10 protein-coding genes are annotated in these 11,789 nt (G+C 64.5%); 8 read left to right on the top strand and 2 right to left on the bottom strand.

Annotated elements, in window-relative coordinates; translation table 11 throughout:
- The first annotated feature begins 105 nt into the window (after window positions 1-105).
- The 4 genes from SR3_RS05030 to SR3_RS05015 all read left to right on the top strand — a co-directional run bounded on the left by SR3_RS05030 (window position 106) and on the right by SR3_RS05015 (window position 4,790).
- Complete coding sequence (locus tag SR3_RS05030; protein ID WP_084454943.1) at window positions 106-2,619, top strand: TonB-dependent receptor; 2,514 nt, start codon at window positions 106-108, stop codon at window positions 2,617-2,619.
- Window positions 2,620-2,823: 204 nt separating this feature from the next.
- Window positions 2,824-3,066 (top strand): hypothetical protein, encoded by a 243-nt coding sequence (locus SR3_RS05025; RefSeq protein ID WP_245653778.1) that lies wholly within the window; start codon window positions 2,824-2,826, stop codon window positions 3,064-3,066.
- A gap of 86 nt (window positions 3,067-3,152) precedes the next feature.
- Window positions 3,153-4,220, top strand: coding sequence for a hypothetical protein (locus tag SR3_RS05020; RefSeq protein ID WP_068081626.1), 1,068 nt, complete (start codon window positions 3,153-3,155; stop codon window positions 4,218-4,220).
- A gap of 114 nt (window positions 4,221-4,334) precedes the next feature.
- Entirely contained in the window at window positions 4,335-4,790 is a 456-nt protein-coding gene (locus SR3_RS05015) for a host attachment family protein (RefSeq protein ID WP_068081622.1), read from the top strand.
- 52 nt (window positions 4,791-4,842) lie between these two features.
- On the opposite strand, the gene SR3_RS05010 is transcribed toward SR3_RS05015, so the two are convergent.
- On the bottom strand, window positions 4,843-5,364 hold the full coding sequence (locus tag SR3_RS05010; protein ID WP_068081619.1) for an Lrp/AsnC family transcriptional regulator: 522 nt from the start codon (window positions 5,362-5,364) through the stop codon (window positions 4,843-4,845).
- A gap of 44 nt (window positions 5,365-5,408) precedes the next feature.
- Between SR3_RS05010 and SR3_RS05005 the strand changes: the two genes are divergently transcribed.
- Genes SR3_RS05005 through SR3_RS04995 form a run of 3 tightly spaced genes read left to right on the top strand, consistent with a single transcriptional unit; the run spans window position 5,409 to window position 8,730 of the window.
- The gene (locus tag SR3_RS05005) at window positions 5,409-6,320 is read left to right on the top strand and encodes an EamA family transporter (protein WP_068081616.1); all 912 of its coding nucleotides are present in this window, start codon (window positions 5,409-5,411) and stop codon (window positions 6,318-6,320) included.
- Window positions 6,321-6,364: 44 nt separating this feature from the next.
- A complete protein-coding gene (locus tag SR3_RS05000; RefSeq protein WP_068081613.1) occupies window positions 6,365-8,269 on the top strand; it encodes an ABC-F family ATP-binding cassette domain-containing protein in 1,905 nt (634 codons plus the stop codon).
- The gene (locus tag SR3_RS04995; RefSeq protein WP_068081610.1) at window positions 8,269-8,730 is read left to right on the top strand and encodes a GreA/GreB family elongation factor; all 462 of its coding nucleotides are present in this window, start codon (window positions 8,269-8,271) and stop codon (window positions 8,728-8,730) included. The genes SR3_RS05000 and SR3_RS04995 overlap by 1 nt, the downstream gene beginning before the upstream one ends.
- A gap of 6 nt (window positions 8,731-8,736) precedes the next feature.
- Here the strand turns inward: SR3_RS04995 and SR3_RS04990 are convergent, their stop codons facing one another.
- Window positions 8,737-9,003 carry a hypothetical protein gene (locus SR3_RS04990; protein ID WP_068081607.1) on the bottom strand — a complete coding sequence of 89 codons (267 nt, stop codon included), beginning with the start codon at window positions 9,001-9,003 and terminating at the stop codon, window positions 8,737-8,739.
- Between the two features lie 202 nt (window positions 9,004-9,205).
- Here SR3_RS04990 and SR3_RS04985 point away from each other — a divergent pair, with 202 nt between their 5' ends.
- On the top strand, window positions 9,206-11,635 hold the full coding sequence (locus SR3_RS04985) for a TonB-dependent receptor (RefSeq protein WP_068081604.1): 2,430 nt from the start codon (window positions 9,206-9,208) through the stop codon (window positions 11,633-11,635).
- The last annotated feature ends 154 nt before the right edge of the window (window positions 11,636-11,789 follow it).

Below are 11,789 nucleotides of genomic sequence, written 5' to 3'. Positions count from 1 at the left end.
AAGGCGCGTCTCCGGCAGGGGCGGGGGCAGATTCGCCCGATCCGCATTTGGCCATTTCATCGTGCCTCACCGGCACCCATTCCCGTCATGCAAGGGCAAACAAGCATGCGTCATAGTTTCCGGATGGCCGTCGCGGCCAGCACCATCGCCGTGGCCGTTTCGGCCATCGCCACCCCCGCGTTCGCCCAGTCGAGCGGCACGCTCGATTTCGACAAGGACATCGTCGTCACCGGCAAGGCCGGCGACAAGGCCATCGGCGGCGTCGCCGTGCCTGACACGTCCAAGGCCAAGGCCGAGCTGAACCAGGAATGGATCAAGCACCAGATGCCGGGCCAGTCGGTCAATGAAATGATCAACTACCTGCCGGGCGTCAGCTTCCAGAACGCGGACCCCTATGGTTCGACCACCGGCACGCTCTCGATCCGCGGCTTCGACAGCACGCGCATTTCCGAAACCTTCGACGGCGTGACGCTGAACGATGACGGCGGCTATGCGCTCTATTCGGGCGAGCTGCTCGACAGCGAAGTGATCGACAAGGTCACCGTGAACCTGGGCACCACCGACGTCGACAGCCCCACCTCCTCGGCCTCGGGCTCGACGATCAACTTCATCTCGCACATGCCCAGCGACGACTTTCATGTCCGCGCCTCGGGCGCTGGCGGCACCGACGCCTATATGCGTATGTTCGGCATGATCGAGACCGGCAAGTTCGGCCCCTGGGGCACCAAGGCCTGGCTCTCGGCCAGCACCACCAGCAACAACTCGCCCTACAACAACTACTCGAAGATCCGTAAGGACGAGTACAACGGCAAGATCTACCAGCCGCTGGGCAGCAATGGCGATTTCCTGTCGCTGGCCGGTTTCTATGTGAAGATCCGCAACAACTTCTCCGGCTCGGTGCCGCTCTCCAACGTGGCGCTGGCCGCCGACAGCGGCGCGGGGCTGACCTATTTCCCCGGCAGCTACAAGGCGGGCTATTACCGCTATGCGCCCTGCACCACCACGGCGGCCGTCGCGGGCAATCCCGACAAGGCCAACAGCTGCGGTTCGGCTTTCGACTATCGCAACAACCCCACCAACATGGCCAACATCCGCGGCTCGGCCCGCGTGACGCTGACCGACAAGCTGGTGCTGAACGTTGACCCCAGCTATCAGTTCACCAAGGCCAATGGCGGCGGCACCGTCACCGCCAGCGAGGGCACGCTGAACGGCCAGACCGGCTACATCAACGGCTCCTACTATCTGGGCAAGGATCTGAATGGCGACGGCGACACGCTCGACACCGTGCGCCTGACCGCCCCCAGCGAGACCAAGACGCACCGCGTGGCCGTCACCTCCTCGCTGCGCTATGACATCAGCACGGCCCAGACGATCCGTCTGGCCTATGCCTTCTCGCGCTCGGACATCACCCAGACCGGCGAGCTGGGCTATCTCAACACCAATGGCTCGGCTGTTTCGGTGTTCAACGATGGCATCACCGATTCCTCGGGCAATGTCGTGCAGAAGCGCGATACCGAGAGCATCGCCATGCTCAACCAGGTGTCGGGTGAATATCGCGGCAAGTTCCTGGGCGATCGCCTGATGATCAATGCCGGCGTGCGCGCGCCCTTCCTGCATCGCGAGCTGACCAACTTCTGCTTCACCCGCAATGCCGGCGCTTCGGTGAGCTGCGCCTTCGGGGCCTCGGGCACGGCCTATGCCGCCGCCAACCCCACCTTCGGCATCCCGCAGACCAAGACCTTCAACTACAGCGCGGTGCTGCCCAATGCGGGCCTGACCTACAAGCTGGACGGCATGGGCGAGATCTTCGCCAACTATTCCAAGGGCATGTCGGCGCCGGCCACCACCTCGCTGTACCAGACCTTCTGGCCCGCGATCAGCTCGGCCTCGATCGTGAAGCCTGAGAAGACGGATAATTTCGATCTGGGCTATCGCTACAACCAGCACCGCATCTCCGCGCAGCTGGATCTGTGGTACACCCATTTCACCAACCGTCTGGGCAGCGCCTACAACTCGAACGACAACACCTCGGTCTACACCAATCTGGGCAGCGTGAACCGTTACGGCTTTGACGGCAACGTGGCCTATGAGATCGTGCCGCAGCACCTGAACGCCTATGTCTTCGGTTCGTGGCTGCACTCGAAGATCCAGAACAATGTGACCGGCGTGCTGGCCAATGGGCAGGAAGGCGTCCTGCAGACCGCCGGCAAGTTCGAATCCGCCGTGCCGGTCTACACCGTGGGTGGCCGCCTGCAGGGCACCGAAGGGCCTTTCACGCTGGGCCTTCAGGTCAAGCGTACCGGCCCGCGCTATGTGAACGACCAGAACACGCCTTATTTCTCCTACAACAACACCGGCATCGCCAACGGCACCGTGGTCTATGGCGCCCAGACCCCGTCCTACACCGTTGTCGATCTGGATGCCCGCGTGGCGCTGACGGCCATCGGCCTGAACGACCGCTCGTTCTTCCAGCTCAACGTGACGAACCTGTTCAACAAGTTCTATGTTGGCGGCTTCGGCGGCACCTACAACAACCAGATGAGCTATACGGGCACTTACACCAATGCCCAGATCAGCCCGCCGCGCGCCATCGTCGGCAGCCTGACCTTCGCCTACTGAGGCTTCCGCCGCAGCAAGGCCAAGCATCTGAAAGAAGGGGGCGCTCCGCAAGGGGCGCCCTTTTTCGTGAAATGCGACGAAATGCCTCCCGGCCCCTGGATCAAATCCTGCGCCAAAGCGTTTCACATGAGAGACGGGAGGAGTTGAACCATGGCCAACCTAGCCAATGTATCGCCGATTGTCCGAGGCCCCAAAAGCACCCCGGTGAGTGATGAACTGCAAGCCCTGATCCATATGGTGGAAGATGCCTGCCCCTGCCCGATGCAGGTCAGCTTCACCTTCACCCATGAATTGCGGATCGCCATCGATGTGCGCACGCTCGAGGAGGTCCATATGGTCGAAACCGCCCTGCCCGGTCTGGGTGGCGGCATCTTCGACCATATCACCCGCGCCGCCATCCCGCATCACGCTTTCCTCAAGCGGGTGAGCGCCACCGTCAACCGGTAAGTCCTTCGCCGGAAAGCAGAAGGTGGCCAGATCGGCAGCCCCGCGCTATCTTCTGGCCGCCTGCCTGCTTTTCGAGAAACTGCCTGATGCTCACGCGACTGCTTGCGCTTTCGGCCTCCTTGCTGGTGGCCAGCCCGGCGCTGGCCGAGCAGATCTATGAAGGCACGGCAGGCAGCGCCCGCATCGTGCTGGCGCTGGACGCTGACAAAAGCGAGGTCAGCGGCCACTATTTCTACCGCGCCACACGGCTGGACATCGATCTTGCCGGAGAACGCCACGGCCAAGCGATCACGCTGACATCAGAGATCACCAGGGACCGTCTGGCGCTGACGCAGTCCGGCCCCGCCCTTACCGGCACGCTGACCACCGCCAAGGGCCAGAGCCTGTCCGTCAGCCTGCATCCCGCCGCCACGCCGCGCGATCTGCCCGCTGATCTGCCGCCAAGGCTGGAACCTTATGAAAAGCTTCAGCTTGCGGGCCTGTCGCTAACGCCTCAGCAGCCGGCAGTGCCGGGCGGCAAGACCATCCGCTGGTATCGCGAGGGGGTGACCGGCCTGCGGCTGTTCCGGCTGGAATCCGGCTATCCCGCCCCGGCCATGGCCGCGATCAACCATGCGCTGGCCCGGCAGCACTGGGCCAACGTGTCGGCCTTTCTGGGTTGCACCGGATCGGATGGCCGGCCCGGCCTCGATACGTCGAAAGCCGATACGCCATGGCTGGGCGCTCATATCGTCAGCTACACATGGAGTTCGAGCTGGAGCTGCGCCCGCGCCGCTCACCCCGATTTCGGCACCGAGGGGCACAGCTTCGACGCCGTCGCCGGGCGCGAACTGACGCTGGATGCGGTGCTGCCCTTCGGCAAGAGCGCGATCCCGCCGCAGGACAGTGACGGCTGGTACACCTATCGCAGCAAGGTCTTCGCGCCGCGTCTGGTCGCCCTGCTCCGGCGCTATCATCCGCAAGCCATGACAGCCCCCGCCAAGGGCGACGAGGACGGCTGCGATTACACCCAGAGCGATGTCTGGAACTTCCCCTCATGGTCGCTGGGCCCCAAGGGCCTGTGGGTCGGTGCCAGCTTCCCGCGCGTGATGCGCTCTTGCGACAATCCTGAATGGGCCATCATCCCATGGTCGGCGCTCGCCGTAAAACCCTGAAGTCCTGCGTGGACGTGTGGCCGATCCGCGCCGGGCGGAAAGGCTGCCATGGACCCGGCGCCGCTCCCGAAACGTACCGTTTTCATCCGGTACGAAAACGCAAAGGAGCCGCGCATGATTATTTCCCACGATGCCCTGGTGCTGGTCGCCGATGGCCGCAAGCGGCTGCTGCTGCGCAATGGCGGCAGCGCCGAGGAGATTGCCCTCCGCGTCGAGGAGCATCAAACGCAAGACAACCCCGCCGACCGCGACCAGAAGAGCGATGCCGCAGGCACCGCATCCTCCACGCAGGGCGGCGGTGCGTTTGCTCCTTCACGCGGGACGATGGGCGAGACCGACTTCCATCAGCAGGAAGAAGACCGCTTCGCGATCCAGACCGCTGATCTGGTGAACCGCATGGCGCTGGAATCCGCCTTCGAGACGCTGGTGGTGGTCGCCCCGCCGCAGGTGCTGGGCACGCTGCGCAAACATTACCATGGCGAGGTCAAGGCGCGTCTGGCCGGCGAGTTGAACAAGGATCTCACCTCCATGCCCGTGCCCGATATCGAGCAGGCGCTGCTGGCGGCATGATCGACCATGCAGGGTGCCTGTGATGGCGCCCTGCCCTCACAGCGCCCTGCCCTCACAGCGGATAGCCACCGCGCAGATGGTCAGGCCGCACGATCTCGCGCAGGGTGACCAGCGTCTCGAAATCGCGCACATTCTCGTCCGCGGCCAACACTTCATCGGAAAAGCGCTGATAGGCCTCGATCGAGGGCACGGTGACGGTCAGCAGGAAATCGGTGCGACCCGTGACATTCCAGGCGCCGATCACCTCTTCGCGGCCCGCCAGACGGGCGGCGAAGTCCTGCTCCATGCGCAAGCCGCTCTGGTTCAGTTCCACCAGCACATGGATGGTGATGGATGGCGCCAGCCGCGCCGGATCGATCACCGACACATCGGCCATGATGACGCCCGTCGCCCGCAAGCGCCGCAAACGCCGCAACACGGCGCTTTCCGAGAGGCCGACCTGCGCCGCGATCGTCCGCGCCGGCTCCAGATTGTTGCGACGCACGATGGCGATGATTCGCCTGTCGAAGTGATCGAGATCGACGGGTTCCGTCACAAATCCTCCCACAATGATGAAATCCGTCACTTGATGCATGATTTCGCCGCCCTTCGCCAGCGCAGCATTGCTATGGTTCCGGCATGACCTCGGTTTCCGCCTCGCCCGCACCGTCCACCTCGCTGTCCCGCGCCTTGCCCTATCTGGCGCTGCTGGGATCGATCGCCTCATTCTGTGTGGGAACATCCTTTGGTAAAAGCCTGTTTCCATTGGTTGGCGCGCAGGGCACGGTCAGCTATCGCGTAGGCTTTGCCGCGCTGATCCTGCTGGCGATCTGGCGGCCCTGGCGCCAGACCATCAGCCGCGCCGATCTGCTGGCCACCATGCGCTATGGCGCGGTGCTGGGGCTGATGAACTTCTGCTTTTACATGGCGCTGCGCAGCATTCCGCTGGGTCTGGCCATCGCCATCGAATTTCTGGGCCCGCTCACGGTGTCGCTGCTGCATGCGCGGCGTCTGGCGCATATCGCCATGGTGGCGCTGGCGGCGGCGGGTCTGGCGCTGCTGCTGCCCCTGCGCCAGATGAACCATGCGCTGGACTGGACGGGCGTGGGCTTTGCCCTGTGCGCAGGCGTGTTCTGGGGGCTCTACATCGTCTTCGGCAAGAAAACGAGCCATCTGCCCGGCGGCCAGACCGTGGCGCTGGGCATGGCGACGGCGGCGCTGGTGGTGGTGCCCATCGGCGTGCATGATGTGGGCCTCACCCTGCTCTCGCCCTCGCTGATGCTGAGCGGCGTGGTGGTGGCCGTGCTGTCGAGCGCCCTGCCCTATTCCCTGGAGATGATCGCGCTCAAGACCATCCCCGAAAACCGTTTCGGCATTCTGCTCAGCGTCGAGCCCGCTGCAGGCGCGCTGGCCGGCGCCCTGATCCTTGGCGAGACGCTGACCCCGCTGCAATTGCTGGCTATCGCGCTGGTGGTGGCCGCCTCGGTGGGCAGCGTGCTGATGGGCGACAAGGTTTCCGAACATGCCCATGGCGTGGGTGATCCGCTTTAAAGCGGGGGCTTTCGGTTCCGCTGCTCTGCTGCTAGGCGCGGCCCATGCTTAATCTGACGGGAATCACGGTCCGCCTGGGCGGACGCACCATCATCGACGACGCGGGCGCCAAGCTGCCGCCGCGCGGGCGCATTGGCCTGATCGGCCGCAATGGCGCGGGGAAATCGACGCTGGTGCGTGTGATCGCCGGCATGCTGGAGCCTGACTCGGGCTCGGTCAGCATGCCGCGCGGCGCCCGTCTGGGCTATATCGCTCAGGAAGCGCCGGGCGGAGACGCCACGCCTTTCGAGACCGTGCTGGCCGCCGACACGGAGCGCGCCGAGCTGATGGAACTGGCCGAAAACGCCAATGAGGAAGACCTTCACCGCCTTGGCGAGATCCATGAGCGGCTGATCGCCATCGATGCCCACACCGCCCCCTCGCGCGCCGCGCGCATTCTGGCGGGTCTGGGTTTCGATGAAGAGGCGCAGAACCGCCCGCTGGAAAGCTTTTCCGGTGGCTGGCGCATGCGCGTGGCGCTGGCCGCGCTGCTCTTCTCGCAGCCCGATCTGCTGCTGCTTGACGAACCCTCGAACCACCTCGATCTGGAAGCCGTGCTGTGGCTGGAGGATTTCCTCAAATCCTATCCCGCCACCATCGTGCTGGTCAGCCATGAGCGTGATTTCCTCAACAATGTGGTCGATCACATCCTGCATCTCACGGGCGGCAAGCTGACGCTGTACCCGGGCGGCTATGACGCCTTCGAGCGCCAGCGCGCCGAGCGGCAGGCCCAGATCGCCTCGGCCCGCGTCAAGCAGCAGGCCGAGCGCGACCGTCTGCAGGATTACATCGCCCGCAACTCCGCGCGCGCTTCCACCGCCAAGCAGGCCCAGTCGCGCCAGAAGGCGCTCTCCAAGCTGCAGCCCATCGCCGAGATGATCGACGATCCCTCGCTCAGCTTCGATTTTCCGAACCCGGACGAGCTGCGCCCGCCGCTCATCACGCTGGACCTCGCCTCGGTGGGCTATGGCGACAAGACGATCCTGAGCCGCCTCAACCTGCGCATCGATCCCGATGAGCGCATGGCGCTGCTGGGCCGCAACGGCAACGGCAAGACCACGCTGGCCCGCCTGCTGGCCGCCCAGCTGACGCCGATGGATGGCGCGATGAACGCCAGCGGCAAGATGCGCGTGGGCTATTTCACCCAGTATCAGGTGGAAGAGCTGGACCGCGACGAGACCCCGCTGCAGCATATGACAGCGCTGATGAAGGGCGCGACGCCGGGCGCCGTGCGCGGCCAGCTGGGCCGCTTCGGCTTTTCGGGCGACAAGGCCACCACGCAGGTGGGCCGCCTGTCGGGCGGTGAGCGCGCGCGTCTGGCGCTGGCGCTCATCACCCGCGATGCGCCGCATATGCTGATTCTCGACGAGCCCACCAACCACTTGGACGTCGACGCGCGCGAGGCGCTCATTCAGGCGCTCAACGCCTACACCGGCGCGGTGGTGATCGTCAGCCATGACCGCCACATGCTGGAAATGACCGCCGACCGTCTGGTGCTGGTGGACAAAGGCACCGGCCAGGATTTCGACGGCTCCATCGAGGATTACATCGCCTTCGTGCTGGCCAAGGAGCCTTCGAAGGAAGGCAGCTCCGCCTCCAAGGGCATGAACAAGAAGGACCAGCGCCGCGCCGCCGCCGAGGCCCGCGAAAAGAGCCAGGAGCTGCGCAAACACGCCAAGAAGCTGGAGGGAGAGGTCGAGAAATTGACCAACACCCGCAACGCCATCGACAAGGCGATGTTCGATCCCTCGACGGCGGAAAAGCACCTCACCAAGCTGACCATGACCGAGCTGATGAAGCGCCGCGCCGAAACCGACGCCGCCATCGAAGCAGCCGAAGCGGCGTGGATGGAAGCCAGCGAGGCGGTGGACACCTTCATGGCGCTGGCCCTGTCGGCGTCTCAGGCCTGATGAGCGTCGCCTTCCGCCGCGACGGCGACGACGAGCATCTGGAACCCAAGTTCGAGATCCCCATCCCGCCCGGCCCCAATCTGGTCACGCCGCGCGGACTGGCGCTGATCGGCAAGAAGCTGGCGGCGCTGGAGGTGGAACTGGCCAAGGGAGGCGAAGAAGCGCAGATCAATGCGCTGAAACGCGAGCTGCGCTACTGGACCACCCGCCAGATCACCGCCGAACTGGTGCCCGCGCCTGATGGCTCTGTCGTGGCCATCGGCACGCGGGTGGGCTTCATACTGAACGGCAAGCGCCGCGACCTTTCCATCGTGGGCGATGACGAGGCCGATCCGACGCAGGGCAGCATCGCCTTTTCCGCGCCGCTGGCCCGCGCGCTGATCGGCGGGGAAGAAGGCGAGTTCCTGCCCTTCAGCGGCAAGGACGATGCTATCGAAGTGCTTGAGATCGCGGTGATCTGAAGCGCTTCAGCCCTCGCCATCCTGAGCGCGCTCCATCATCTCCATAAAGTCGCGCGCGGTGTCGCGGTCCGCCGGATCCTTGAAGGCCACGTCCAGATCGGGCGCGGCCCCCAGCATGCTGAGCAGCGCCCAGAGCGCAAAGCGCCGCCCGCGATCCGCTTCCATCCCCAGATCGACCTGCATCTTCTCGATGCCGGCCTCCAGCGCACCTTGCGGCACGTCGGAGAGATCGGTGGTGGCGAAATAGCGGCGCAATTGATCGTCGAAATCCATGGACCCGCGCCTAGCATGGAATGGCAGACATCGCATCGGGCAAATCCGGGACTGTGCGATCGCTGTGTCAGGGGCTGCCACGCACTTCTGTGACACATTGTCAGCTGCGTCATAAAACAGATACAACGATGCTATTGAGAATCGTTATTGACTCAATGCGGAAACGCCCTTAGCCCGCCCCCAACCACAACAGGGGGACATCATGAGCAAACTCTCCAGCCCGGCGCGTGCCCGGGCCTCGCTGGCCTTGTCCTGCGTCAGCACCGCGATCCTGCCCTTCACCGCCGCCGCGCTTCACGCGCAGGACTCCAAGGGCGAGGAACGCTCGCTGGGCGGCGTCACCGTCTCCGACACCGCGATCGACGATGTTGAACTGGGCCGCCGCCAGGCCTCGCCCAAGGCCGTGCGCCCGCTGCGCGACACACCCCAGACCGTCACCGTGCTCTCGCATGAGGTGCTTCAGCAGCAGAACATCATCTCGCTTCAGGAAGCGCTCTCCACCGTGCCGGGCATCACCTTCGGCGCGGGCGAAGGCGGCAGCGGCTATGGCGACAGCATCACCCTGCGCGGCTACACCGCCAGCAACGACATTCAGGTCGATAATGTGCGCAGCAGCGCACAATACACCCGCTCGGACAATTTCAATGTCCAGCAGATCGAGGTGACCAACGGCGCCAGCTCGGTCGTCAACGGCTCGGGCTCGGTGGGCGGCACCATCAATCTGGTCAGCAAGCGCCCGCTGGACCGCGACCAGATGCTGGTCACCGGCGGCGTGGGCACCGCTAACTATTATCGCGGCACGGTGGACATCAACCGCCACCTGTCGGACAGCGTGGCCTTCCGCCTCAACGGCATGGTCCACCACAATGACATTCCGGGCCGTCAGGTGGAAAAGAACGACCGCTGGGGCATTGCCCCCGCCATCACCGTGGGACTGGGCTCCCCCACGCGGCTGACGCTGATGTATGTCCATCAGGAAGACCGCAACATTCCGCAATATGGCCTGCCCTATTTCGCCAACAATGCGGCAGGCACCAATGGCTACACCGGCGTGCTGCCGGGCGTGGACCGCAGCGCCTATTACGGCTTCGCCAATTACGACACGCAGCGCATCAACTCGAACCAGATCACCAGCATCGTCGAGCATGATTTCAGCAGCAAGGTGAAGCTGCGCAATCTGATGCGCTACGATCAGGTGTCCCAGTTCAGCCGCTCGGACGGGCCGGAGGGCACCTTCTGCATGCCCAACAACCTCACCCCGGTGGGCCTGCCCTGCGCCACGGGTCAGGCGGCGGGCACCTTCGTTCCCTCGGGCGGTTCGCGCGGCAACACCCGCGACACCCAGAACCAGATGTTCTACGAACAGGCCGACCTTTCGGCCACCGTCAACACCGGCGGCATCGAGCATACGCTGGACGCAGGCCTGCAGGTCTCCAAGGAGTATTACAACCTCTCCTCGGGCAATTCGCAGCGCACGGCGGCAGGCGTGGCGGTGGCGGTCCCGGCCTATAATCTTTACAATCCGGGGCTGAACAACACCTACACCGGGCCGGTCAACTTCATCGTCGGCAGCAAGAGCCGCAACGATATCGAGGACTATGCCCTCTATCTGTTCGACGCCGCCAAATTCGGCAGCCATTTCGAACTGAACGGCGGCGTGCGCATCGATCGCAACATCGGCCACTCCACCGCCTACACGCTGGCGACCGCCGCCGGTGCGGCCCCCACCACCGCCAATCTGGTGACGCCGGGCTCGGCCGTGACGCTGGGGCAGGCCCATACCATCGCCACCACCCGCAATGCCGCCACCATGTTCTCATGGCGCATCGGCGCGGTCTACAAGCCGGTGGAGGCCGTCAGCGCCTATATCGCCTATGGCAATTCCAAGACGCCCTCGCAGAACACCGTCAACGGCGCCTGCACCGTGGTGACGGCCACCAACACCACCTCCACCTGCAACACCGCGCCCGAAACCGCCAAGAACTACGAAGTGGGCGTGAAGGCCGAGGTCGCCAAGGGCCTGCTGCTGACCGCCGCCGTGTTCCGCAACGAGCGCAATGCCTATAAGGTCGTCTCGGGCGATCCGCTGGTGCCGGATCAGACCAACCAGGGCAAGTCGCGGGTCAACGGCGTGGCCGTGGGCGCCAGCGGCAACATCACCGACCGCTGGCAGGTGACCGCCAACTACACCTATCTGGACAGCAAGCTGATCCGCTCGGTCTCGGCACAGTGCCTTGCCAATCCGGGCACGGGTAGCTGCACCAACTCCAGAGCCTATCCCAACCCCGGCGGCGGTTCGGAACTGGTGCAGACGCCCCACCATTCGGGCAGCATCTTCACCACCTATCGCCTGCCCTTCGGCGTGACGGTGGGTTACGGCGCGACCTATCAGGGCAGCTTTGCGCTGAACACGCCCTCCACCACCGATGCCTCGCAGAAGGTCTATCGCTCCAAGTCCTATGTGGTTCACAATGCTACGATTTCCTATGACGTGACCAAGCGCCTCAACGCCCAGATCAACGTCAAGAACATCGGGCAGAAGCTGTATTACACCCGCATCCGCGCCAACAATGGCTGGGCCACGCCGGGTGATGCGCGCTCGGCCACGCTGACGGTCTCCTACAAGATGTAACGCCCGCGTGCCGTCCTTGAGCTGGACGGTCGGCCTTCACGGGCCGGCCGGACCGGGTGCGGGAAAAGTCCCTTTCCGCGCCCGGTCTTGCGTTCTCCTTCGGTAAAACGCAGAAAGACGTTTCTGATTTGCGTTAGCGCATATCGCCTTCGTC

This window comes from Novosphingobium rosa NBRC 15208, from assembly GCF_001598555.1.
In the GTDB taxonomy this organism is placed as follows: Bacteria; Pseudomonadota; Alphaproteobacteria; order Sphingomonadales; family Sphingomonadaceae; genus Novosphingobium; species Novosphingobium rosa.
This window is presented reverse-complemented; position numbering and strand designations above follow the sequence as displayed.

Excerpts from the sequence above, each read along its gene's own strand:
- SR3_RS04990 (WP_068081607.1), bottom strand. The coding sequence starts at position 9,003 with ATGGATTTCGACGATCAATTGCGCCGCTATTTCGCCACCACCGATCTC.
- SR3_RS05030 (WP_084454943.1), top strand. The coding sequence starts at position 106 with ATGCGTCATAGTTTCCGGATGGCCGTCGCGGCCAGCACCATCGCCGTG.
- SR3_RS05000 (WP_068081613.1), top strand. The coding sequence starts at position 6,365 with ATGCTTAATCTGACGGGAATCACGGTCCGCCTGGGCGGACGCACCATC.
- SR3_RS05005 (WP_068081616.1), top strand. The coding sequence starts at position 5,409 with ATGACCTCGGTTTCCGCCTCGCCCGCACCGTCCACCTCGCTGTCCCGC.
- SR3_RS05015 (WP_068081622.1), top strand. The coding sequence starts at position 4,335 with ATGATTATTTCCCACGATGCCCTGGTGCTGGTCGCCGATGGCCGCAAG.
- SR3_RS05010 (WP_068081619.1), bottom strand. The coding sequence starts at position 5,364 with ATGCATCAAGTGACGGATTTCATCATTGTGGGAGGATTTGTGACGGAA.
- SR3_RS05020 (WP_068081626.1), top strand. The coding sequence starts at position 3,153 with ATGCTCACGCGACTGCTTGCGCTTTCGGCCTCCTTGCTGGTGGCCAGC.
- SR3_RS04985 (WP_068081604.1), top strand. The coding sequence starts at position 9,206 with ATGAGCAAACTCTCCAGCCCGGCGCGTGCCCGGGCCTCGCTGGCCTTG.
- SR3_RS04995 (WP_068081610.1), top strand. The coding sequence starts at position 8,269 with ATGAGCGTCGCCTTCCGCCGCGACGGCGACGACGAGCATCTGGAACCC.